Genomic DNA, 21,804 nt, shown 5'->3' with positions numbered 1-21,804 from the left:
CACCCGGGTCCGGGCCGCGGGCCCCGCGTCGAGGGCCGCCGGACCAGCCGCCGGCCCTCGCCGCGGGGCCCGCGTCGAGGGCCGGCGGCTGGTCCGGCGGCCCGCCCGGCCGGGCGGGCGGGCGGTGGACGTCCGGCGGTGCGGCGGCGCGGGACGCGTCGACCTCGGGGACCGGCCGGGTCCGGGACACCTGCCGTACGCCGGCCGTGCCGTCCCGGAGCCGGGCCGCCGCCGGCTCCCCCTCGGACGTTCCGGCGGACCGGTGCTCGACGGGCGCCGGCTCGGCGGGGGCGGCGTGCTGGTGCGGGATCGGCAGGGCGTCCCGGCCGACACCGCGGCGCGGAGGAGCCACCACCGGGGCCGGCTCGGCCGGGGCGGGCGGGCGGCGCACCCCGGGCTGTGCCCCGCCGAACAGGTCGAGGAAGGGCGAGTCGATGTCGGCGCTGTCACCGGAGGTCGGCACCCGCTGCTCGGCACCGGAGGGGCGGGCCGCCGCCGGTCGGGGCGGTTGGAAGACCCCGACGCGACCGTGCCCGGGGCTGGTGGCCAGGGCCGGGTCCAGCACGACCTCGTCCAGCTCCTCGGCTGGCGGGTAATCGAACGATCGCGCTCGGTTACCGTGCGGGCCGGCCGGGCGTCCGGCCGGGGATCCCGGCGTGGAAGAGCGACTCATGCGACCGCCTCACCCGCGTCGTTCGTCTGCGCCGTCGGCGTACGCCCGGTCATGCCAGTTCCTCCCGGATCCTGATCCGGCTCGCCACCAGGCGCGGGTCGCGCAGTTCGGCGGCCGGCTCCCGGGTGCGTCGCCAGTCCGTCAGCGCGGTCCGGATGACCATGCGCGCCGGCCGGTCCGGGTCGACGTACCGGAAGACGAAAGAGGTGGTCACGATGGCCAGCGAGATCTCCCAGGCGGGGAAGAGCTCCACCTGCAGCGTGAACAGCCAGTGGATGAACATGTAGAGGGGTACGAGCAGCATGAACAGGCCGTACTGGGCGTACGGCAGGTGGACGGGAAGGGTGTACCCGGGCGGCCCCAGATAGACGAGACGAGCCCGGTAGATGTCGTCGTCGGTGCGCAGCCGCATGGTCGCCCGCGCCTATTCGAAGATCAGGTCGATCAGGTAGTCGCCGACGAAGAAGAGCGTGGCGGCCCCGGCGATGAAGGCCAGGCCGATGATGGCGATGGCCGAGCTGGTCAGCACCTTGGAGATCTCGCCCCGGCTGGCCCGCCCGATGAAGATGACGCCGAGCACGGCGAGCAGGATCGGGGCGATCTTGCTGGCGAAGAAACTGACGACATTGTTGGTGTCGATGCCCTTGGGGGCCGGCTCGGCGAGTGGAGTCGACGCCAGGGTGTGGAGCGCGTGGTCGACGGCGTTCGACGCCGTCGCCAGGAGCTCGATGGCGATCACTGAAACCTCCCCATGTCGCGGCCGGCGGCGCCGCGGTGGTGCAGTAGAAGCCTGGCGGGATGGTGCTCTCTAAGGGCAGCGCTGGCAACCCTCTGTTCGTCACCCACCACGGAGCGTGGTGAGCTTTGGGGGGATTTTTCCCGCTTCGGCCCTCCCTCCAGGCTTCGCCATCTCGATGCTGGGCAATTCCAAAGCGTACGGGCCGGCCCCCTTTGCGACAACCCGCGAAGAGTCGACCCGAACCGGCCCGGACGACCGATCGTACACCTGTTCCAATTCGCATGTCGGCACCCCTGTTGACGGGGACCTGCCGGGCCGCCGGAAGCCCTGCTGGCGAACGGTAGTGTCGGGTCGTGACCGATCTGGTACGGGCGCGGTTCCCGGTGGTGATGGGCGTTCTCAACGTCACGCCCGACTCCTTTTCCGACGGCGGCAGATACGCCGATCTCCGCGCTGCCGTCGGACACGGAGTGCGACTGCGGGCCGAGGGTGCGGACCTGATCGACGTCGGCGGCGAGTCCACCCGTCCCGGCGCGGACCGGGTCGACGCGGAGACCGAGACGGCCCGGGTGCTCCCGGTGATCCGCGAATTGGCCGCCGCCGGCATCCCGGTCAGCATCGACACCAGCCGGGCCCGGGTGGCGGAGGCGGCCCTCGCCGGCGGCGCCGACGTGGTGAACGACGTCTCCGGCGGGCTCGCCGACCCGGACATGGCCCGGGTGGTCCGGGACGCCGGCTGCCCCTGGGTGCTCATGCACTGGCGCGGCCACTCCCGCCAGATGCGGGACCTGGCGCACTACACCGACGTGGTGGCCGACGTCCGGGCCGAGCTGGGCCGGCGGGTCGACGCCGCGCTCGCCGCCGGGGTCGCCGCCGAGAAGATCATCATCGACCCGGGCCTCGGGTTCGCGAAGACCGCCGCGCACAACTGGGAGCTCAGCGCCCGCCTGCCCGAGCTGCTCGACCTGGGCTTCCCGCTGCTCTTCGGGGCCAGCCGCAAGTCCTACCTGGGCAGCCTGCTCGCCGGCCCTGACGGCAGTCCCCGGCCCACCTCCGGCCGGGAGGCGGCCACCATCGCCACCAGCCTGCTCGCCGTGGCGGCCGGCGCCTGGGGGGTACGCGTGCACGACGTCCGCGGCACCGTCGACGCGCTCGCCGTCTGGCGGGCCACCGGCAGCCCGCGCCTGGTGCCCGGCGCGCCGGCGGTGGACCGGGCCGCGCCGGCGGCCGCCGGGCCCGCCGGCCGGGCCGGCGCCGCGGAGGAGGGGGAGCGATGACCGACCGGATCGAGCTGACCGGCCTGCGGGCGCACGGCCGGCACGGCGTCTACGACTTCGAGCGCGCCCAGGGGCAGGAGTTCGTGGTCGACGCGGTACTCGAACTCGACCTCGCCCCGGCCGCCCGCTCCGACGAGGTGACCGACACCGTGCACTACGGCGAACTGGCCGAGAAGCTGGTCGCGGTCCTCACCGGCGAGCCGGTCAACCTGATCGAGACGCTCGCCGACCGGCTGCTCGCGGTCTGCCTGGCCGAGCCGCTGGTCAGCGCGGCCACGGTCACCGTGCACAAGCCCGAGGCCCCGATTCCGCACACCTTCCGGGACGTGGCCGTGACCATGCGGCGTACCCGGTGAGCCGGGCCGTGCTGTCGATCGGCAGCAACCTGGGCGACCGGCTCGCCCACCTGCGGTCGGCGGTCGCCGCGTTCGGCGACACCCTGCTGGCGGTCTCCGGCGTCTACGAGACTCCACCGTGGGGGGACGCCGACCAGCCGGCGTACCTGAACGCCGCGGTGCTGGTCGCGGACCCGGCGGCCGGCCCGCGCGACTGGCTGGCGCGGGCCCAGGCCGCCGAGGCGGCGGCCGGCCGGACCCGCGACCCGCGACGGCGGTACGGGCCGCGCACCCTCGACGTCGACGTCATCGCGGTCTGGGACGACGCCGGTGAGCCGGTGCTCAGCGACGAGGCGGAGCTGACCCTCCCGCACCCGCGCGCCCACCTGCGTGCCTTCGTGCTGCGTCCGTGGATCGACATCGAGCCGCACGGCCGGCTGCCCGGGCACGGCTGGCTGACCGACCTGCTCAACGCCGAGCCGCTGGCCGGGGACGCCCTGGAACTGCGCCCCCGGCCGGATCTGGCGTTAGAGTCGGAATCATGAGCCAGGCGCAGTCCCCGCGCGACCCGCACCAGTTCCGGATGGGCCCCACGCGGATCTCGACGCTGGTGGTGGCCGGTCTGGCCGCCGCCGCCGTGGCCTGGCTGCTGATCAGCAGCTTCTACTACGAGGTGGCACCCCGGCTGCCGTGGCTGCCCGTGATCACGCTGGCCGGTCTCGCCGTGCTGGAGGGCTACGCGGCGGTCAACACCCGTGGCCGGATCGAGCGCCGCCCGGGCCGGGACCCGGTGAACCCGCTGCTGGTCGCCCGGTTCGTGGTGCTGGCCAAGGCATCCGCGCTGGCCGGGGCCATCTTCGCCGGTTTCTACGCCGGCCTGACCGCCTGGCTCTTCGTCGAGCGGACCCACGCCGCGACGGGCGACCGGCCGGCCGGCGGCGCCGGGCTGCTCGCCTCGCTGGCGCTGGTCGCGGCGGCCCTCTGGCTGGAGCGGTCCTGCCGCGTACCGGAGCAGGAGGACGACGAGGACCGTGAGCCCGGCGACCGGGAGACCCCGCGCGGCCGCCTCTGATCAGGGGTTCCCACCACCCGCGCCCGCAGGTACCGTCCCTGGCGACCGGAGAGCAACGGCCGCCGCCGGTCCGCCCGTGCGTCGGACCTGGACGGCCGCCGACGTGGGAGGCACCACCATGGGGTACGACGAGACGGGCCGGGACGCGCCGGTGGAGGCCTCGTCCGGGGTGCCCGCCGCCGTGTTGGAGAACGTCTTCGACGACCCGTTGCACGGCGAGCCCGGTCGGGACCGGATCGCGGTCCACGTGGTGTGGGAGGTGCTGCTGCTGATCGGCCTGGCCGTGACCGGGTGGCTGCTCTGGCGGGAGAACCCGGACGCGCTGCGTGGCGACGGGCTCAAGTCGCTGCTGGTCGACGTGGCCGGGCTCGGGATGCTCGTCCTCGCCGCCGGGCTGAGCCTGCGCGCCGCCGCGGTGAACCTGGCCATCGGCCCGGTCGCGGTGGCCGCCGCGCTGCACTTCGCCGAGCAGGGCGACCAGGGCGTCCGGGAGGCGCTGCTGCCGGCGCTGCTGGTGGCGGCGCTCGGCGGGCTGGCCCTCGGCCTGGTGGTGGTGGTGCTGCACGTGCCCGGCTGGGCGGCGAGCCTGGGTGGCGCGGCCGGCGTGATCGTGTACATCGAGCGGCGTACCACCCCGGTCGTCGTGCAGGGCGGGTATGACCCCCGGCAGACGGCCATCTACCTGTTCCTCGGCTTCGCCGCGGTGGCCGTCCTCGGCGGGCTGCTCGGCGCGATCAAGCCGGTCCGGCGGCTGGTCGGCCGGTACCGGCCGGTCGCCGACCCGGCCCGCCGCCGGGGTGTCGTCGCCGCCATGGTGACCGCCCTGGCCCTGATCGCCTCGACCGTGCTGGCCATGCTGGGCGGCGTGCTGATCGCCGCCAACGGGTCCGGCCCCGTGGCGCCGGTCACCGGGCTGGACTGGACCGTGCTCGCGGTCGGCACCGTGATGCTCGCCGGCACCAGCGCGTACGGCCGGCGGGGCGGGATCTTCGGCGCCCTGTTCGCGGTCGGCCTGGTCGAGGTCTTCCTGGCCTGGGCGGCAACCCGCGGCTGGACGATCAGCCGGTGGGCGGTCGGCGGGGCGACCCTCGGTGCCGGGCTGCTGGTCACCCGCCTGGTCGAGTCGCTGGGCCGGCCGCGGCCGGCCGGCGCGGGCCAGGTCGGGCCGCCGGGCGACGGCACGATCAGCGCCGGCTGGGCCCTGACCCCGTCCCCGGAGCCGGCCGACGCCTGGCCCTCGGTGCTGCCGGTGCGGAACACCGACACCACCGTGGACGCCTGGGAAGCGCCGCGCTGGCAGAACGACCCGCGCCGGTGGGACACCGACGACCGGTGAGCTTCGGTGGGTCGCGTCCGGCGGGCCCGAGCTGATCTCGCCGGTTAGGCTCGGCGGCATGACCGAAACTCCTGCCCCCGGCGGCCGTACCTTCGACGAGCTCGACAAGCTCTCCACCGAGGAGCTGCGCGAGCAGGCGTTCCACCTGGCCCGGGAGCGTCGCGACATCGGGTTCTTCTGGTCGGTGCTGCGGCACCTGCCGAACGCGGACGAGGCGGCGGCGCTGGACGGTGCCGTCAACTCGGTGGGGCCGACCATCGACGAGTGGAACGCCCTCTGGCGGGAGCTGACCGGGCACGGCTACGAGGAGTCCGAGCCGCTGCTGCGGGCCGCCTTCATCGACTACCTGATGAAGCACTGACCTCCGATGCCCGCCCGGCGCCCCGCGGCGGCCGCGCGTACGCGCAGGTTTGCCCGGCGAGGTGGGCCGGGAACTGACCGTCCCATGGCCCTCACCAACCGCCCGCGCACGGTCAGCGGGTACGGCACCGCCGCCGGCACCGGCACCCTGGCCGCGTTCCTGCTCGTCGCGGTCTGCGGCAGCCCGCTCTACCTGGGCTGGGTGCAGGACACCGACCCGGACGGGGCCGGTGGCTGGTTCCTGCGGCTGCTCGCCTGGCCGGCCTGGCGGCTGCACGCGGACGACCCGTCCCAGGGGGTGCTCGCCACCGACCTGCGGGCCATCCTGCTGCTCATCCTGGCCGCCGCGCTGCTCTACCTGCTGCCGGCCGCCCAGGTGGCCCGGGTCCAGGCCTCGGCCAGCCAGTTCTTCTCCGGCTGGGCGGCGTACGCGCTGGCCGGCGGTTTCGCCGCCCTGCTGTCCGCGCTCCTCGGGCCGGGTGGCTCGCTGCTCGCCGCGTTCCAGGCCACCGGCACCGGGGTCACCTACGGCTTCTTCGCCGGCTGGATCATCGGCCTGGCCAGCCTGGGTGGCCGGGCCTGACCCGGCTCAGTCGACGACGCCGAGCCCCAGCACCCGGGCCCGGCTCAGCACCCCCACCGGGCGCCCCTCCTCGGTGACCACGGCGTGTTCGGTGGCCGAGGTGAGCAGCGCCCCCAGCGCGTCGTACGCCGAGCCGCCCAGCGGGACCGTCGGGAGGCCGGCCGCGCCGTCGGCGGGGAGCGGGTCGAGCACGTCCCGGGTCACCGGGGTGACCGCGAGCCGGCGGATGCCCCGGTCGGCGCCGACGAACTCGCGGACGAACGGCGAGGCGGGCGACCCGAGCAGGGCGGCCGGGGTGTCGTACTGCTCCAGCCGGCCGCCCTCGGAGAGCACCGCGATCCGGTCGCCCAGCCGGACCGCCTCGTCCAGGTCGTGGGTGACCAGCACGATGGTCTTGCGGACCTCGGCCTGCAGGCGCAGGAACTCCTCCTGGAGCCGGGTCCGGACGATCGGGTCGACGGCGGAGAACGGTTCGTCCATCAGCAGCACCACCGGGTCGGCGGCGAGCGCCCGGGCCACCCCGACCCGCTGCCGCTGGCCACCGGAGAGCTCGTGCGGGTAGCGGCGGCCGAACTGCGCCGGGTCGAGGCCGACCAGCTCCAGCAACTCGTGCACGCGTTCCCGGGTCCGTTCCCGGGACCAGCCGAGCAGCCCGGGCACGGTCGCCACGTTGGTGGCGACGGTCTGGTGCGGGAAGAGACCGACGTTCTGGATGACGTACCCGACCCGGCGGCGCAGCGCGACCGGGTCGAGCCGGGTGACGTCGTCGTCGCCGAGCAGGATCCGGCCGTGGGTCGGCTCGATCAGCCGGTTGATCATGCGCAGCACCGTGGACTTGCCGCAGCCGGACGGTCCGATCAGCACCACCAGCTCGCCGGCCTTGACCTCCAGGCTCAGCTCGCGTACCGCCTCCGTCCCGTCCGGGTAGCGCTTGCCGATGCGCTCCAGGGTGATCGAGGCGGCGCCGTGTCCGGCGGTGGATCCCGGGGTAACGTCCACGTGTGTCCCTCCACCTGAGCTACCGGGCCGCGCCCGGTAACCCGTGGTTCTCCTGGCAGTACGTGCGGGACAACTCTGACACGATCCTCGCCGCGCTGCGCGACCACACCTGGCTGACCGCCCGGGCCGTCCTGATCGCCGCGGTGGTGGCGTTGCCGCTCGCGGTGGCCGCGTACTGGTTCCGGTCGCTGGCCGGGCCGGTGCTGGCGGTGACCGGCGTGCTCTACACGATCCCGTCGCTGGCGCTCTTCGCCTTTCTCGGGCCCTACCTGGGCATCGGGGCGCTGACCGTGCTCAGCGTGGTCGTGCTGTACGCGCTGCTGGTGATCGTCCGCAACGCGCTGGCCGGGCTCAACCAGGTGCCCCCCGAGGTCCGCGAGGCGGCCGAGGGAATGGGGTACGGCCGTTGGGCCCGCCTGTTCCGGATCGAGCTGCCGCTGGCCCTGCCCGGCATCCTCACCGGTCTCCGGCTGGCCACCGTCTCCACGGTCGCCCTGGTGACGGTCGGCGTGGTGGTCGGCCGGGGCGGCCTCGGCCAGCTCATCTTCGCCGGCTTCCAGAACAACTTCTACAAGGCGGAGATCATGACCGGCACCGTGCTCTGCGTGCTGCTGGCGCTGGTGCTGGACCTGGTACTGGCCGGGGTGGGCCGGCTGCTCACCCCCTGGCTCCGCCGGCGGCCAGCGTGAGCGCGAGGAGTGCAGCGGAGCGGAGCCCCGCAGTCGCGAACGGAAGGCCGGCAGCGTGAGCGCGAGGAGTGCAGCGGAGCGGAGCCCCGCAGTCGCGAACGGAAGGCCGGCAGCGTGAATCACATCCGGGAGGCCGTGGTCTGGCTGAACGACCCGCTGAACTGGACCAACCCGGGCGGCATCCTGGACCGGCTCGGCGAGCACCTGACCATCTCCGCGCTGGCGGTGCTGCTCGGCTGCCTGGTGGCCTGGCCGATCGGGCTCTGGCTCGGGCACAGCGGCCGGGGCGGTGGTGCCGTGCTGCTGGTCTCCAACGTGACCCTGGCGGTCCCGACCCTGGCGCTGCTGACCATCCTGCCGCTGACCTTCCTCGGCTTCGGCCGGCCGGCGGTGGTGGTGGCGCTCGCGGTGTTCGCGGTGCCGCCGCTGCTGGCCAACGCGTACACCGGGGTCCGGCAGGCCGACCCGGAGGCCCGGGACGCGGCGCGCGGCATGGGGCTCTCCGGCGGGCAGCTGCTGCGCCGGGTGGAGCTGCCGCTCGCGGTGCCGTACCTGGCCGCCGGCTTCCGCACCGCGGCGGTGCAGGTGGTCGCGACGGCGGCTCTCGCCTCGTTCGTCAACGGCGGCGGGCTGGGGCAGATCATCCGGGCCGGCTTCGGGCTGGACATCGCGGCCGGGGGCGGGCAGATCATCGCCGGCGGGGTGCTGGTGGCCGGGCTGGCGCTGCTGGTCGAGGCGGTGTTGGCGCTGGTGGAGCGCGTGGTCACCCCGCGTCCGCTGCGCCGGGTACGGCGGGTGGCGAACTGGCGCGCGGCGGACGCCACGGCGGGCGGCTGAGCCGTTCCCGGTGCTGGAAACCGGACGCTCGGCGTCGGGTGACGATCCGGTGACGAAAGTCGCTCGGAGTTTGTCGGTCCGGCCTGGAGGATATTGGCTGGAACTCGCGGGCGGCCGACCGGATCGCCCGTCGGACACGCGGCCGGCCCGACGTGGGCCGCGCCGGGACACGGAAGGCGGGCAACTGATGCTTGCACGTTCACGGCTGGCCGTCGGCGCGCTCGGTGCCCTCGCCGCGGCGGGGCTCCTCACCGGCTGCGGCGACGCGGGCTCGTCCGGCACCGACGCCCCGCAGCAGGGCGCGTCGGGTGCCGGGTGCGCCCCGGTCGCCGGTGACAAGCTGGTCGTCCTGACCGACGACAAGAAGCTCCAGAACACCGACAACGTTCTTCCGGCGATCAACGCCAAGGCGGCCACGCCGCAGCTCGTCGCCGCGCTGGACAAGGTCTCCGCGAAGCTGGACACCCCCAAGCTGATCGAGCTGAACCGCGCGGTCGACGTCGACCGGAAGACCCCGCAGGTCGCGGCGAAGGAGTTCGCCGACGCCAACGGGGTCACCGAGGGCATCACGAAGGACCAGAGCGGCCAGATCACGGTCGGCGCCGGCAACTTCAGCGAGAGCCAGACCATCGCCGAGCTCTACAAGATCTCACTCACCGCCGCCGGTTACCAGGTCAAGGTGCAGACCATCGGCAACCGCGAGCTCTACGAGCCGGCCCTGGAGAAGGGTCAGATCCAGGTCGTCCCGGAGTACGCGGCCACCATGGCCGAGTTCCTCAACACCAAGGCCAACGGCAAGGACGCCCAGCCGGTCTCCTCGCCGGAGCTGGAGAAGACGGTCCAGGCGCTCAAGGCCGCGGGCGACAAGGTCGGCATCAGCTTCGGCCAGCCGTCCCAGGCGCAGGACCAGAACGCCTTCGCGGTCACCAAGGCGTTCGCCGACAAGTACCAGGTCGCCACGCTCTCCGACCTGGCCGGCAAGTGCTCCGGTCAGGCCACCGTGCTGGCCGGCCCGCCGGAGTGCCCGCAGCGACCGAAGTGCCAGGCGGGTCTCGTCCAGGTCTACGACTTCAAGGCCGGCTCGTTCAGCTCGCTGGACGCGGGCGGCCCGCAGACCAAGAACGCGCTGAAGACCGGCGCGGCCAGCGTCGGCCTGGTCTTCTCCTCGGACGCGGCGCTCGCCGCCAGCTGACCTGCGATCCGGAACGGCCGCCGCCGGTCCGCGCCGGACCACCGGCGGCCGCCCCGCACGGCGGTGATCGGAAACCCTGGTCACCGCCGTTTACATCGATGCTCCCGACCCGTTCCCTCGCGGGGGATCTCTCGGTAGTCTGCCCGCCATGCCCGCCCCGGTCGCCCCCGCCGAGAAGCGCACCCCACTACTGACCGTTCTCTTCTGGATCGGCGTAGCGCTCGCGCCGCTGGCTGCCCTGATCCTCCTCGTCGCCGACGGTAACGGCGCACTACGTTTCGGTGCCGTTCTGGCGATCCTCGCCGTGGTGCTGATCGGCCTGAGCATCGCGCTGCGTCCGGAGGGCGGCGGGACGGCCGAAGCCGAGGAGCTGCGGGAGGAGATCGAGCAGCTGCGCCGGGAGTTGCGGGGCGAGGTCGTGGCCGCCGCGCAGCGCGGCAACCAGGCGCTCGACCAGGCGCGGCGGACCGAGGAGTCGGTCACCGTGCTGCGTCGCCGGCTCGACGCCGCCGCCGCCGGGATCGCCGCCGCCGCGGGTCTCACCACCGGCGCCGCCGATGAGCCGGCCGGTGCCCGGGCCCGGGTGCCCGCCCCGGAGCCGTACGACGACCGCTACGAGCAGCCCGACCAGGGCGGGACGGGCTGGGGGCAGCCGGCCGCCCGGCGTGGCGAGGACGAGTCCGGCCGCCGGTCGCAGCCCGGCACCCGGTACGGCAGCGAGCGATCGGCCCAGCCGGGCGGCACCGACCGGCCGCAGTCCGGCGTCTACGGTGCGCCGCGTACGCCGGAGCCCGACGTCCGGCCGGAGCCCGGCCACCGCCAGGTCGGGGTGGTGCACCACACCGAGACCGTGCACGTGACCACCCGGCACACCATCGTGGACGGCGGCGCCGATCCGGCGGCGGCCGGCCGTTACGGCGGGTACGCCGGCCGGTGGTCCCCGGAGGAGCGCGGTTTCGGTGGCGCCGAGCCGGAGGAACGGCCCCGATCCGGCTACCGGGACGCCGACGACGACCGTCATCGGTCCGGAGTGGATCGGGGCCCGGCCCAGGGCGCCGACCGGGGTGACCGCTCCTGGGCTGGTCAGGGTGCCGGCCGGGAGGACCGTTCGTGGGACGGTCCGGGTGCCGGCCGGGAGGACCGCTCGTGGGACGGTCAGGGCGCCGGCCGGGAGGACCGTTCGTGGGGCGGGCAGGGCACCGGCCGGGACGACCGCTCGTGGGACGGTCAGGGTGCTGGCCGGGACGACCGTTCGTGGGCCGGCCAGGGCGCGTCGGGCGCGGAGTGGGGGCGGCCCGGCCAGGGCCGGCCCCGGGAGGACGAGGATCGCTCCTTCGACGGTCCCGGCGCTCCGGCCCCGGAGCACTCCTGGACGGGTGCCCGGAGCGCCGGCGACGACCGTGGCTGGTCGGCCGGGCCGGGTGAGCAGCGCTCCTGGTCGCCGGAGGGGCGGGCCGAGGAGATCCCCTGGGCCGGTTCGGGCGACGACCGCTCCTGGTCGGCCGGCTGGGACGGGGCCGGCCGGGACGACGTGGCCCGGGACGGGACCGGCGGGAACGAGGCCGGCCGGACCGGGGGCTGGGCGTCGGCGTACGCCCGGGCGTGGGCGCCGGCGGAGGCGTCCGGGCCGGTCGACTCCGGCGACACCGACGGGGACTACTGGTCCGAGCTGCGCTCCGGGAACCGCTGGGCCGCGGTACGGGACGACGAGCACGGCCGGGAGGTCCGGGTCGGCGAGCGGCGGGCGGCGCTGCACGCCGATGGCGGTGGCACCGAGTACCGGGTGGAGGACCGCTGGGCGGCGGTCCGCGAGCCGCGCCGCGACCAGGGTGGCGTCCACGGCGGAGCGGCCGGGGAGTCGCGCCGCGGGCAGGGTGGCGTCTACGGCGCGAGCTGGGCGGAGGAGAGCCGCCCGGCGCTGCCGGCCGGTGGGGTGCCCGTACCGGACGAGTGGCGGCCGCCGACGCAGCGCAGTGGCCAGCCCGAGTGGCGTCAGGTCGACCCCGAGCCGGTCCGGTACGGCGACGAGCGGTACGGCTACCCGCCGCGCGACGACGCGCCCCGGGCCGGCGGCACCCGCTCCGCCGACCGCTGGCGCTGACCGGCGCCGCCCCGCTGGGCCGCGCGCCGCTGGGCCGTACGCCCCTGGACTGCGCGCCGCTGGGCGCGCGCCTGGACCGCACCCCGCTGGGCCGCGGAATGCGGCATACCGGTGCGTCCCGCCCGCCGATGACCCCAGAATGCCGCAGCCCGCGCGGCCGGTCACGCGAGCCGGTCACGCGAGCCGGCCGCGCGAGCCAGCCGGGCCGACCACCCGGCCCGGGGTCACTTGTCGATGTCGCCGACCACGAAGAACATCGAGCCGAGGATGGCGATCAGGTCCGGCACCAGGCAGCCCGGGAGCAGGGTGGCCAGCGCCTGCACGTTCGCGTACGAGGCGGTCCGCAGCTTGAGCCGCCAGGGGGTCTTCTCACCCCGGGACACCAGGTAGTAGCCGTTGATTCCGAGCGGGTTCTCGGTCCAGGCGTAGGTGTGCCCCTCGGGCGCCTTGACGACCTTGGGCAGCCGGGTATTCACCGGTCCGGTGAGCCGGTCCACCCGGTCCAGGCACTGCTCGGCGAGGTCGAGCGAGGCGTACACCTGGTCGAGCAGCACCTCGAAGCGGGCGTGGCAGTCCCCGGCGGTCCGGGTCACCACCGGCACGTCGAGCTGGTCGTACGCGAGGTAGGGCTCATCCCGGCGAAGGTCGAGGTCCAGGCCGGAGGCCCGGGCGACCGGGCCGGAGGCGCCGAACGCGGCGGCGTCGGCGGCCGAGAGCACCCCGACGCCGACGGTCCGGGCCAGGAAGATCTCGTTGCGCCGGATGAGGTTGTCCAGGTCGGGCATCCGCCGGCGGACCTCGCCGATGGCCGCCCGGGCCCGCCCGGTCCAGCCGGCCGGCACCTCCTCCTTGAGCCCGCCGACCCGGTTGAACATGTAGTGGATCCGGCCGCCGGAGACCTCCTCCATCACCGCCTGGATGGTCTCCCGTTCCCGGAACGCGTAGAAGACCGGGGTGATCGCGCCGATCTCCAGCGGGTACGAGCCGAGGAACATCAGGTGGTTGAGCACCCGGTTCAGCTCGGCGAGCGCCATCCGCAGCCAGACCGCGCGCTCGGGCACCTCCATGCCCATCAGCCGTTCCACGGCGAGCACCACGCCCAGCTCGTTGGCGAAGGCGGAGAGCCAGTCGTGCCGGTTGGCCAGCACGATGATCTGCCGGTAGTCGCGTACCTCGAAGAGCTTCTCCGCGCCGCGGTGCATGTAGCCGATGATCGGCTCGGCGGAGACCACCCGCTCGCCGTCGAGCACCAGTTTCAGTCGCAGCACGCCGTGCGTGGACGGGTGCTGCGGGCCGATGTTGAGCACCATGTCGGCGCCGAGCTGCTCGCCGCCGGCGCCGGTGCCGACGGTCAGTTCGCGGAGGTCGCCGGCGTCCGTGGTCATGCCCGTCATCGTGCCATGACGGCATCGAGCGCGATGCCGACCGGTTGCAGCAGCCACCAGTGCCCGCCGAGGCCGGCCGGATCGGTCAGTTCGGCCACCGCCGAGGCGGCGGCCAGCGCCCGCAGGTAGCCGGCCGGGTCGCGGGAGGCCAGGCTCAGCGGCGGTCGCCCGCCGTCGGCCCCGAGCGCCCGCAGCGCCTCCCGCTGCGAGACCAGGGTGTACGCACACCGGGCAATTCGCTCACCGGCGGAGGCGACCGAGTCCATGGCGACGTGCGCGGTGACATCGCAGGATCCGTCCGGCACCGGGGGCACCTGCCGCCCACCCCGGTACCCGGTCAGCGTCCCGCCCACCGGCCGCCCGTCCCGCAGGTGCCCGTAGTCCACCGCCAGGGCGAGCCCCCGCTGGAGCCGCCCGACGGCCCCCGCCCACGCTTCATCCCGCCCCCGCCCGATCTCCACCCGTCCCCCCATGCTGTTGATCAAGGGGTTCGCGTCTCCGGAGGCCCCGGATCCAGACGCGAACCCCTTGATCAACGAGGCGGGGGCGGGGGGCGGGGCGGTGGGGGTGGGGGTGGGGGTGGGGGTGGGCCACCAGTGGGTGAGCCAGGTGGTGTCGGGGGCGGTGAGGGGGGCACCCAGCGATTCCTCGCCGGTGGTCGGGTCCACCAGGAGGTAGCGCCAGCCGGCCTCGGTGGGCACGGCCACGTCCAGCGGGATGTTGTCGAGCCACTCGGTGGCCAGCAGCAGTCCGGTGATCTTCTCGGGGAGATCACCCGTCCAGTTGATCTCCGGGGGCAGGTCGTGCGGGCGGGGTGCCTTTTCGACGGCGGTGAGGCGTACCCGGTCGGCGAGCGGAACCGGAGCGGCGGGTGACGGGCGGGCGGGCTCCGCGGAAACCTCCGCGAGCAGCGCCCGGAGCAGCTCACCCCGACCGGCCCCCACGTCGACCACGTGCAGGACGGGCGGATGACCGAGCGCGAGATCAAGGGCGGACAGCAGGCGCCGGAGACAGGACGAGAAGACCGGGGAGGCGTGCACGCTGGTGCGGAAGTGGCCGGCCGGTCCGGCCCCCGAGACGAAGAAGCCCTCGGGACCGTAGAGCGCCCGGTCCATCGCCACCCGCCAGGGCAGCCGCTCGGTGGAGGTCACCCGCCGACGGTACGGGGATCGCGTCGCGGCCCGGGCCGACACCCTGGGGTGGCCGTCGAAACCACTTCGCGGCTACCGGTGAAGGTTTTCACACATGCTTGTTCCGGCTCCGTGACCCCGGCGCATACTTGCGATCGACCGGTACCCCCTTCGAGGACTGGATCGACTGCCATGAGCGCACCGCTGCGCCCGCGTCCGGCCGCCCGGCCCGGGTCCGCCGACGCCCCGCTCACCTTCCCGCGCACCCTCACCGTCGGCGTGATCGGCGCCGGCCGGGTCGGCGCCGTGCTCGGCGCGGCCCTCGCCGCCGCCGGCCACCGGGTGGCGGCCGTCACCGGCCGCTCCGGCGCCGCGAAGGCCCGGCTGGCCCTGCTGCTGCCGCAGACCCCGAACCGCCCCGCGACCGCCGTCGCCCGCGACGCCATCGATCTGCTGATCGTGGCGGTCCCCGACGACGCCCTCACCGGCGTGGTCGCGAAGCTCGTCGAGGCCGGCGCGCTGCGTCCCGGCCAGGTCGTCGCGCACACCTCCGGGGCCCACGGGCTGGACGTCCTGGCCCCGGCGGCCGCCGTCGGCGCCCGGCCGCTCGCGCTGCACCCGGCGATGACCTTCACCGGTACGCCGGACGACCTCGCCCGCCTCGCCGGCATCTCGTACGGGGTGACCGCCCCGGCCGAGCTGCGCCCGTTCGCCGCCCGGCTGGTCGCCGACCTCGGTGGAGTGCCCGAGTGGGTGGCCGAGGGCGACCGGCCGCTCTACCACGCGGCCCTGGCGCACGGCGCGAACCACCTGGTGACCCTGGTCAACGAGGCCGCCGACCGGTTGCGCGACGCCGGGGTGGACCGGCCGGAGAAGGTGCTCGCCCCGCTGCTGCGGGCCGCACTGGAGAACGCGCTGCGGCTCGGCGACGACGCCCTCACCGGCCCGGTGTCCCGGGGCGACGCCGGCACCGTACGCCGGCACCTGGAGCGGCTGGCCGCGACCGCGCCGGAATCCGTGACCCCCTACCTGGCGTTGGCCAGACGGACGGCGGACCGGGCGATCGCCGCCGGCCGGCTGCGCCCGACGGACGCGGAGTCGCTGCTGGACGTGCTGAGCGGAATGGAGATCGCGGCCTGATGACCGAGCTGGTGCACACGCGCAAGGAGCTGGCGGCGGCCCGGGACGGCCTGACCGGCCGGGTCGGCGTGGTGATGACCATGGGTGCGCTGCACTCCGGGCACGAGACGCTGCTGCGGGCCGCCCGGGAGCAGGCCGACCACGTCATCGTCACGATCTTCGTGAACCCGCTCCAGTTCGGCCCGAACGAGGACTTCGACCGGTACCCGCGCACCCTCGACGCCGACCTGGAGATCTGCCGGCGGGCCGGCGCGGACGTGGTCTTCGCCCCGGCCGTGGCCGACATGTACCCGGACGGGCAGCCCCGCGTCCGCGTCAACCCGGGTCCGCTCGGCGAGGACCTGGAAGGGCTGAGCCGCCCCGGCTTCTTCCACGGGGTCCTCACCGTGGTCCTGAAGCTGCTCCAGCTCACCCGGCCCGACCTGGCCTTCTTCGGCGAGAAGGACTACCAGCAGCTGACCCTGGTCCGGCGGATGGTCCGCGACCTGGACGTGCCGGTGGAGATCGTCGGCGTGCCGACCGTACGCGAGCCGGACGGCCTGGCCCTCTCCTCGCGTAACCGCTACCTCTCGGCGGAGGAGCGCCGGGCGGCGTTGAGCCTGTCCGCCGCGCTGCGGGCCGGGGCGGAGGCCGCCGACCGGGGCGCGGACGCGGGCGCGGTGCTGGCCGCCGCCCACCGTGGCTTCGATTCCGGTACGCCCGGCGCCCGCCTCGACTACCTGGTGCTCACCGACGCCGACCTGGAGCCGGGGCCGGTCGCCGGGCCGGCCCGGCTGCTGATCGCGGCCTGGGTCGGCGCCACCCGCCTCATCGACAACGCGCCGATCCAGCTCACCGCACGTTCCTGACCCCTTCTTGCTCCCGCGGAAAGGCACCCCGATGTTCCGGACCATGCTCAAGTCGAAGATCCACCGCGCCACGGTGACCCAGGCCGACCTGCACTACGTCGGCTCGGTGACCGTGGACGAGGACCTGCTCGACGCGGCCGACCTGCTCCCCGGCGAGCAGGTGGCGATCGTGGACATCACCAACGGGGCCCGGCTGGAGACGTACGTGATCCCGGGCCGGCGGGGCAGCGGCGTGATCGGCATCAACGGCGCCGCCGCCCACCTGGTGCACCCCGGTGACCTGGTCATCCTCATCTCGTACGGGCAGATGGACGACGCCGAGGCCCGCACCTACCGGCCCAGGGTGGTGCACGTCGACGCCGACAACAGGGTGGTCGACCTGACGGCCGACCCCACCACCGCCGCCCCCGGCACCGCCGGCGCCCCCGTCCCCAACCCCCTCGCCGCCTCCCTCTCCTGACCCGACCCGCACTCCCCGCCGATCTTGCACTTCGTGCCGCCCTACTGGGGTGGTATGCCCGGAATGCCGGGGCGGTACCTGCAAGATCGCGCGGGTGGGCGGGGGATCGCGGTCTGTTACCGGGAGGTCGTTCACGGCTACTCTGGGCGGACCGTCGGGATCGACGGTCGTGGGCTGGGGGAGGCCGCGATGCGACGTGCGATGGCGGGTCTGGTCGCCGCGTTGGTGGCGGGCGTCGGGCTGGCCGGCTGCGCCGCCACCCAGGGGCTGGACGGAGATCTCACCGATGACTGGCGGGCGCTGCCGCCCGCCGGCGCATTCACCCCGGTGGCCGGGTTCTGCCAGGTCGACGACTTCACTCCCACGGTCAGCCTGGCCGGGTACGAGCCGGTCGGCTGCGACCTCCCGCACCGGGTGGAGACGGTGCACGTCGGCGCCTTCACCGTTGACCGGCCGGCGCCGCCGACCCTCGGCTCCGCCGAACTGCGCGCCGCGTTCGTCGAGTGCGACGCCCGGGCCAGCGGCTACGTGGGCGACAACTGGCGGGCCGGCCGGCTGCGACTGGCTGTGGCGCTGCCCACCGGGCCTGGCTGGGCGGCCGGCTCCCGCTGGTACCGGTGCGACCTGACCGAGTTGACCACGGTCGAGGCGGCGGCCCGGGTGGTGACCCGGACGGGCAGCCTGCGGGACGCGCTCAAGGGGCCGTCGCCGCTGCGGCTGGGCTGCCAGCGCACCGGCGGGGACGCCCGGGCGCGCACCCTCACGCCGGTGGACTGCCGGACCGCGCACGACGCCGAGTTCGTCGGGGTGTGGGCGGCGCCGGACCGGCCGTACCCGACGAAGGACGCCGAGTGGGCCCCGCTCTACACCGGCTGCAACACGGTCCTGGCGAGGTACGTCGGCGTGCCCGACGACCCGATCCTGCGCTTCCGCAGCGGCGTGGTGGTACGCCCACCCGGCGCCGGCCGGTGGGCCGCCGGTGACCGCGGGGTCCGTTGCTACCTGTGGCTGACCGACCGGACGGTGACCGCCTCGCTCAAGGGCGCCGGCCCGGCGGGCCTGCCGGTCCGGACGAGGTAGCCGGAACCACTCGTCCCGCCCCCGGCGCCCGGGATGAACGGCGTTCGGGTTGACTGTGCCCATGGACCTTCCGACCGTGGAACTGCCGGCGCTGCCCCGGCTGCTCGCCGCGCCCGCCCCCGGCTGGGTGGAGACCACCGACGTGATCGTGGTCGGCTCCGGGGTCGCCGGGCTCACCGCCGCGCTGCACCTGCGCGAGGCGGGGCTGCACGTCACGGTGGTCACCAAGGTCGACATGGACGAGGGCTCCACCCGCTGGGCGCAGGGCGGCATCGCCGCCGTGCTCGACCCGGCCGACACCCCGGCCGCGCACGCGTACGACACCGAGGTGGCCGGCGTCGGGCTGTGCGACCCGGCGGCGGTCCGGGTGCTGGTGGAGGAGGGCCCGACCCGGCTGCGCGAGCTGATGCGGATCGGCGCGGAGTTCGACCGCAACCCGGACGGTTCGCTGATGCTCACCCGGGAGGGCGGCCACCGGGCCGACCGGATCGTGCACGCCGGCGGCGACGCCACCGGGGCCGAGGTGCAGCGGGCGCTGCACGCGGCGGTGCACCGCGACCCGTGGATCCGGCTGGTCGAGCACGCGCTGGTCCTGGACCTGCTGCGCGCCCCCGGCGACGGTCCCGACGGGCTCGGCCCGGCCTGCGGCATCACCCTGCACGTGCTCGGCGAGGGCAGCGAGGACGGCGTCGGGGCGATCCTGGCCCGGGCGGTGGTGCTGGCCACCGGCGGCATGGGCCAGATCTTCGCGGCCACCACCAACCCGGCGGTCTCCACCGGTGACGGGGTGGCGCTGGCCATGCGGGCCGGCGCGGCGGTCACCGACGTGGAGTTCGTCCAGTTCCACCCGACCGCGCTGATCGTGCCCGCCGGCGGGCCGGGGCCCGGGCTGGCCCAGCAGCCGCTGGTCTCCGAGGCGCTGCGCGGTGAGGGCGCCCACCTGGTCGACGGCGACGGCAAGCGGTTCATGATGGGGCAGCACGAACTGGCCGAGCTGGCCCCCCGGGACGTGGTCGCCAAGGGCATCCACCGGGTCCTGCTGTCCACCGGCGCGGACCACGTCTTCCTGGACGCCCGCCACCTCGGCGGGGACTTCCTGGCCGGGCGGTTCCCGACCATCGTCGCGTCCTGCCTGGCCATCGGCGTGGACCCGGCCACCGACCTGATCCCGGTCGCCCCGGCCGCCCACTACGCCTCCGGCGGCGTCCGTACCGACCTGCGCGGCCGCACCTCCATCCCCGGCCTGTACGCCTGCGGCGAGGTGGCCTGCACCGGCGTACACGGCGCGAACCGGCTGGCCAGCAACTCGCTGCTGGAGGGGCTGGTCTTCTCCCGCCGGATCGCCGAGGACATCGCCGCCGGGCTGCCCGAGCAGGCCCGGCCGGCGGAGACCGGCGCCTGGGTGGGCGGCCAGGGCTGGCTGGTGCCGGCCGGCGGCACGCCGGACCTGCAACGGGCGATGACCCGCGGCGCGGGGGTGCTCCGCTCGGCGGAGACCCTGGCCGCCACCGCCGGCACGCTGACCGAGCTGGGGCAGGGCCGGGGCGTCCCGCGGACCGCCGACTGGGAGGCGACCAACCTGATCACCGTGGCGTCGACGCTGGTCGCCGCCGCGTACGCCCGCCGGGAGACCCGGGGTTGCCACTGGCGGGAGGACTTCCCCACCGCCGACGACCGGTGGCTGGGCCACCTCGTCGGCGGCATCGGGGCGGGGAGCCGAATGACCGAGCGCTGGGAGGCGGCACGGTGAGCGCGAGGAGTGAGCCGGTGTTGCGAGCCCCGCAGTCGCGAACGATGGAGGAACAGGCATGAGGGAGTCGACGGAGCGGGCGCTGCGGGACGGTGGCCTGGATCCGGAACGGGTACGGCGGGTGATCGTCGACGCGTTCGCCGAGGACCTGGGTCCCGACTTCCTCGACGTCACCAGCATCGCCACCGTCCCCGCCGCCCAGCACGACACCGGTGACCTGGTCGCCCGGGAGGCCGGCGTGGTGGCCGGGCTGCCGGTGGCCGCCGCCGTGTTCGAGCTGGTGGGCGAGGTGACCGGGGCGGACCGTACGGTCGAGGTGTCGGTGGTGGCCCACGACGGGCAGCGGGTGGCGCGCGGCGACGTGCTGGCCACGGTGACCGGGCCGACCCGGCTGCTGCTCACCGCCGAGCGGACCGCGCTCAACCTGCTCTGCCGGATGTCCGGGGTGGCCACCCACACCCGGGCCTGGGCCGACGCGCTGGCCGGTACGAAGGCGACGGTGCTCGACACCCGCAAGACCACGCCGAGTCTGCGCGCCCTGGAGAAGTACGCGGTCCGCTGCGGCGGCGGCACCAACAAGCGGATGGGCCTGCACGACGTCGCGATGATCAAGGACAACCACAAGGTCGCCGCGGGCGGGATCGCGGCCGCCTACCGCCGGGTCCGGGACGCGTTTCCCGACGTGCCGGTGCAGGTCGAGGTGGACACCCTAGCCGAGGCGGTGGAGGCGGTGGCGGCCGGGGCGGACTTCCTGCTGCTGGACAACATGACCCCGGCCCAGCTGCGCGAGGTGGTCGCCGCGGTGGGCGACCGGGCCGAGCTGGAGGCGACCGGTGGGCTGACCCTGCCGGTGGCGGCCGAGTACGGCGCGACCGGCGTCGATTTCCTCTCGGTGGGCGCGCTGACCCACTCCTCGCCGATCCTGGACATCGCCCTGGATCTGCGCGAGGAATGAGCGCGGCCCGCGGCGTCCGGCGGCTGCGGGTGGCCGGCCGATGTCGCTCGGCCTCCGCACCGCGGCGCCGGCCCACGATCTAGGCTGCCAGCGTGCTGCTCTGCATCGACATCGGAAACACCAACACCGTGCTGGCGACCTTCGACGGCGACAAGCTGGTGCACTCCTGGCGGATCAAGACCGACGCCCGGTCCACGGCGGACGAGCTTGGTCTGATGTTCCGGGGGCTGCTGGCCGGTGACGCCGTGGAGATCACCGGGGTGGCCGCCTGCTCGACGGTGCCGGCCGCGCTGCGCTCGCTGCGCACCATGCTCTCCCGCTACTACGCGGACCTGCCCAGCGTGATCGTCGAGCCGGGGGTACGCACCGGCGTGCAGCTCGCCATCGACAACCCGAAGGAGGTGGGCGCGGACCGGGTGGTGAACACGCTGGCCGCGTACACGCTCTACGGTGGGCCGTCGATCGTGGTGGACTTCGGCACCACCACCAACTTCGACGTGATCAGTGGCCGGGGCGAGTTCCTCGGCGGCGCGTTCGCGCCGGGCATCGAGATCTCCTTCGACGCCCTCGCCGCCCGCGCCGCCCAGCTCCGCAAGGTGGAGGCGACGAAGCCGCGCTCGGTGATCGGCAAGAACACCGTGGAGTGCCTCCAGGCCGGGCTCTACTTCGGTTTCGCCGGTCAGGTGGACCGGATCGTCGAGCGGATGACCGAGGAACTGGGCGAGGTGAAGGCGGTGATCGCCACCGGCGGGCTGGCCTCCCTGGTGATCAACGAGTGCCGCACCATCACCCACCACGAGCCGATGATCACGCTGATCGGCCTGCGGATGGTGTACGAGCGCAACCTGTGAGGAAGTGCCCTT

The 21,804-nt window shown here is 74.7% G+C and carries 23 protein-coding genes and 1 pseudogene; 18 read left to right on the top strand and 6 right to left on the bottom strand.

Annotation, left to right across the window (positions count from 1 at the left end; genetic code table 11):
- The 3 genes and pseudogenes from EFE23_RS11055 to EFE23_RS11045 all read right to left on the bottom strand — a co-directional run.
- A pseudogene (locus tag EFE23_RS11055) lies at positions 1-565 on the bottom strand (hypothetical protein); the annotation flags it as partial.
- 157 nt (positions 566-722) lie between these two features.
- Positions 723-1,085: a hypothetical protein gene (locus EFE23_RS11050; RefSeq protein WP_046568405.1), complete on the bottom strand. Its 363-nt coding sequence runs from the start codon at positions 1,083-1,085 to the stop codon at positions 723-725.
- Positions 1,086-1,097: 12 nt separating this feature from the next.
- Positions 1,098-1,412 (bottom strand): hypothetical protein, encoded by a 315-nt coding sequence (locus EFE23_RS11045; protein ID WP_123240804.1) that lies wholly within the window; start codon positions 1,410-1,412, stop codon positions 1,098-1,100.
- 353 nt (positions 1,413-1,765) lie between these two features.
- Here EFE23_RS11045 and folP point away from each other — a divergent pair, with 353 nt between their 5' ends.
- From folP to EFE23_RS11010, 7 genes are all read left to right on the top strand, one after another.
- On the top strand, positions 1,766-2,689 hold the full coding sequence (gene folP / locus EFE23_RS11040) for a dihydropteroate synthase (protein WP_123240803.1): 924 nt from the start codon (positions 1,766-1,768) through the stop codon (positions 2,687-2,689).
- Positions 2,686-3,045, top strand: a complete 360-nt coding sequence (gene folB, locus EFE23_RS11035; protein ID WP_123240802.1) for a dihydroneopterin aldolase — start codon at positions 2,686-2,688, stop codon at positions 3,043-3,045. The genes folP and folB overlap by 4 nt, the downstream gene beginning before the upstream one ends.
- Positions 3,042-3,569, top strand: coding sequence for a 2-amino-4-hydroxy-6-hydroxymethyldihydropteridine diphosphokinase (folK, locus tag EFE23_RS11030; RefSeq protein WP_123240801.1), 528 nt, complete (start codon positions 3,042-3,044; stop codon positions 3,567-3,569). The genes folB and folK overlap by 4 nt, the downstream gene beginning before the upstream one ends.
- Positions 3,570-3,607: 38 nt before the next feature.
- A complete protein-coding gene (locus tag EFE23_RS11025) occupies positions 3,608-4,096 on the top strand; it encodes a DUF3180 domain-containing protein (protein ID WP_373683994.1) in 489 nt (162 codons plus the stop codon).
- Between the two features lie 118 nt (positions 4,097-4,214).
- Positions 4,215-5,432 (top strand): ABC transporter permease, encoded by a 1,218-nt coding sequence (locus tag EFE23_RS11020; protein ID WP_123240799.1) that lies wholly within the window; start codon positions 4,215-4,217, stop codon positions 5,430-5,432.
- A 58-nt stretch (positions 5,433-5,490) separates the two neighbouring features.
- Positions 5,491-5,793 carry a hypothetical protein gene (locus EFE23_RS11015; RefSeq protein ID WP_123240798.1) on the top strand — a complete coding sequence of 101 codons (303 nt, stop codon included), beginning with the start codon at positions 5,491-5,493 and terminating at the stop codon, positions 5,791-5,793.
- An 84-nt stretch (positions 5,794-5,877) separates the two neighbouring features.
- On the top strand, positions 5,878-6,375 hold the full coding sequence (locus EFE23_RS11010) for a hypothetical protein (protein ID WP_123240797.1): 498 nt from the start codon (positions 5,878-5,880) through the stop codon (positions 6,373-6,375).
- A gap of 6 nt (positions 6,376-6,381) precedes the next feature.
- Here the strand turns inward: EFE23_RS11010 and EFE23_RS11005 are convergent, their stop codons facing one another.
- Positions 6,382-7,374: an ABC transporter ATP-binding protein gene (locus tag EFE23_RS11005; RefSeq protein ID WP_123240796.1), complete on the bottom strand. Its 993-nt coding sequence runs from the start codon at positions 7,372-7,374 to the stop codon at positions 6,382-6,384.
- A gap of 2 nt (positions 7,375-7,376) precedes the next feature.
- Between EFE23_RS11005 and EFE23_RS11000 the strand changes: the two genes are divergently transcribed.
- The 4 genes from EFE23_RS11000 (at position 7,377) to EFE23_RS10985 (ending at position 12,193) form a co-directional block, all read left to right on the top strand.
- On the top strand, positions 7,377-8,063 hold the full coding sequence (locus tag EFE23_RS11000; RefSeq protein WP_123240795.1) for an ABC transporter permease: 687 nt from the start codon (positions 7,377-7,379) through the stop codon (positions 8,061-8,063).
- Between the two features lie 114 nt (positions 8,064-8,177).
- A complete protein-coding gene (locus tag EFE23_RS10995) occupies positions 8,178-8,900 on the top strand; it encodes an ABC transporter permease (protein WP_123240794.1) in 723 nt (240 codons plus the stop codon).
- 187 nt (positions 8,901-9,087) lie between these two features.
- Positions 9,088-10,092 (top strand): glycine betaine ABC transporter substrate-binding protein, encoded by a 1,005-nt coding sequence (locus EFE23_RS10990; protein ID WP_123240793.1) that lies wholly within the window; start codon positions 9,088-9,090, stop codon positions 10,090-10,092.
- A gap of 148 nt (positions 10,093-10,240) precedes the next feature.
- A complete protein-coding gene (locus EFE23_RS10985) occupies positions 10,241-12,193 on the top strand; it encodes a hypothetical protein (RefSeq protein WP_199737010.1) in 1,953 nt (650 codons plus the stop codon).
- Between the two features lie 224 nt (positions 12,194-12,417).
- On the opposite strand, the gene EFE23_RS10980 is transcribed toward EFE23_RS10985, so the two are convergent.
- On the bottom strand, positions 12,418-13,587 hold the full coding sequence (locus EFE23_RS10980; protein ID WP_199737009.1) for an NADH-quinone oxidoreductase subunit D: 1,170 nt from the start codon (positions 13,585-13,587) through the stop codon (positions 12,418-12,420).
- A complete protein-coding gene (locus EFE23_RS10975; protein WP_123240810.1) occupies positions 13,584-14,693 on the bottom strand; it encodes an SAM-dependent methyltransferase in 1,110 nt (369 codons plus the stop codon). The genes EFE23_RS10980 and EFE23_RS10975 overlap by 4 nt, the downstream gene beginning before the upstream one ends.
- A gap of 207 nt (positions 14,694-14,900) precedes the next feature.
- Here EFE23_RS10975 and EFE23_RS10970 point away from each other — a divergent pair, with 207 nt between their 5' ends.
- The 7 genes from EFE23_RS10970 to EFE23_RS10940 all read left to right on the top strand — a co-directional run bounded on the left by EFE23_RS10970 (position 14,901) and on the right by EFE23_RS10940 (position 21,792).
- Positions 14,901-15,848, top strand: a complete 948-nt coding sequence (locus EFE23_RS10970) for a Rossmann-like and DUF2520 domain-containing protein (RefSeq protein WP_123240791.1) — start codon at positions 14,901-14,903, stop codon at positions 15,846-15,848.
- Entirely contained in the window at positions 15,848-16,696 is an 849-nt protein-coding gene (panC, locus tag EFE23_RS10965; RefSeq protein ID WP_123240790.1) for a pantoate--beta-alanine ligase, read from the top strand. The genes EFE23_RS10970 and panC overlap by 1 nt, the downstream gene beginning before the upstream one ends.
- Positions 16,697-16,727: 31 nt before the next feature.
- On the top strand, positions 16,728-17,156 hold the full coding sequence (gene panD / locus EFE23_RS10960) for an aspartate 1-decarboxylase (RefSeq protein WP_123240789.1): 429 nt from the start codon (positions 16,728-16,730) through the stop codon (positions 17,154-17,156).
- A 189-nt stretch (positions 17,157-17,345) separates the two neighbouring features.
- The gene (locus EFE23_RS10955; RefSeq protein WP_123240788.1) at positions 17,346-18,236 is read left to right on the top strand and encodes a septum formation family protein; all 891 of its coding nucleotides are present in this window, start codon (positions 17,346-17,348) and stop codon (positions 18,234-18,236) included.
- 61 nt (positions 18,237-18,297) lie between these two features.
- Positions 18,298-19,986 carry an L-aspartate oxidase gene (locus EFE23_RS10950; protein WP_123240787.1) on the top strand — a complete coding sequence of 563 codons (1,689 nt, stop codon included), beginning with the start codon at positions 18,298-18,300 and terminating at the stop codon, positions 19,984-19,986.
- Between the two features lie 58 nt (positions 19,987-20,044).
- Positions 20,045-20,941 (top strand): carboxylating nicotinate-nucleotide diphosphorylase, encoded by an 897-nt coding sequence (gene nadC / locus EFE23_RS10945; protein WP_123240786.1) that lies wholly within the window; start codon positions 20,045-20,047, stop codon positions 20,939-20,941.
- Between the two features lie 92 nt (positions 20,942-21,033).
- The gene (locus tag EFE23_RS10940; protein WP_123240785.1) at positions 21,034-21,792 is read left to right on the top strand and encodes a type III pantothenate kinase; all 759 of its coding nucleotides are present in this window, start codon (positions 21,034-21,036) and stop codon (positions 21,790-21,792) included.
- The last annotated feature ends 12 nt before the right edge of the window (positions 21,793-21,804 follow it).

The sequence above is a fragment of the Micromonospora solifontis genome, assembly GCF_003725545.1.
GTDB classification, from domain to species: Bacteria; Actinomycetota; Actinomycetes; order Mycobacteriales; family Micromonosporaceae; genus Micromonospora; species Micromonospora solifontis.
This window is presented reverse-complemented; position numbering and strand designations above follow the sequence as displayed.

Excerpts from the sequence above, each read along its gene's own strand:
- EFE23_RS11050 (WP_046568405.1), bottom strand. The coding sequence starts at position 1,085 with ATGCGGCTGCGCACCGACGACGACATCTACCGGGCTCGTCTCGTCTAT.
- folB (WP_123240802.1), top strand. The coding sequence starts at position 2,686 with ATGACCGACCGGATCGAGCTGACCGGCCTGCGGGCGCACGGCCGGCAC.
- EFE23_RS11025 (WP_373683994.1), top strand. The coding sequence starts at position 3,608 with ATGGGCCCCACGCGGATCTCGACGCTGGTGGTGGCCGGTCTGGCCGCC.
- EFE23_RS11020 (WP_123240799.1), top strand. The coding sequence starts at position 4,215 with ATGGGGTACGACGAGACGGGCCGGGACGCGCCGGTGGAGGCCTCGTCC.
- EFE23_RS11015 (WP_123240798.1), top strand. The coding sequence starts at position 5,491 with ATGACCGAAACTCCTGCCCCCGGCGGCCGTACCTTCGACGAGCTCGAC.
- EFE23_RS11010 (WP_123240797.1), top strand. The coding sequence starts at position 5,878 with ATGGCCCTCACCAACCGCCCGCGCACGGTCAGCGGGTACGGCACCGCC.
- EFE23_RS10990 (WP_123240793.1), top strand. The coding sequence starts at position 9,088 with ATGCTTGCACGTTCACGGCTGGCCGTCGGCGCGCTCGGTGCCCTCGCC.
- EFE23_RS10985 (WP_199737010.1), top strand. The coding sequence starts at position 10,241 with ATGCCCGCCCCGGTCGCCCCCGCCGAGAAGCGCACCCCACTACTGACC.
- EFE23_RS10980 (WP_199737009.1), bottom strand. The coding sequence starts at position 13,587 with ATGACGGGCATGACCACGGACGCCGGCGACCTCCGCGAACTGACCGTC.
- EFE23_RS10975 (WP_123240810.1), bottom strand. The coding sequence starts at position 14,693 with ATGGACCGGGCGCTCTACGGTCCCGAGGGCTTCTTCGTCTCGGGGGCC.
- EFE23_RS10970 (WP_123240791.1), top strand. The coding sequence starts at position 14,901 with ATGAGCGCACCGCTGCGCCCGCGTCCGGCCGCCCGGCCCGGGTCCGCC.
- panC (WP_123240790.1), top strand. The coding sequence starts at position 15,848 with ATGACCGAGCTGGTGCACACGCGCAAGGAGCTGGCGGCGGCCCGGGAC.
- panD (WP_123240789.1), top strand. The coding sequence starts at position 16,728 with ATGTTCCGGACCATGCTCAAGTCGAAGATCCACCGCGCCACGGTGACC.
- EFE23_RS10955 (WP_123240788.1), top strand. The coding sequence starts at position 17,346 with ATGCGACGTGCGATGGCGGGTCTGGTCGCCGCGTTGGTGGCGGGCGTC.
- EFE23_RS10950 (WP_123240787.1), top strand. The coding sequence starts at position 18,298 with ATGGACCTTCCGACCGTGGAACTGCCGGCGCTGCCCCGGCTGCTCGCC.
- nadC (WP_123240786.1), top strand. The coding sequence starts at position 20,045 with ATGAGGGAGTCGACGGAGCGGGCGCTGCGGGACGGTGGCCTGGATCCG.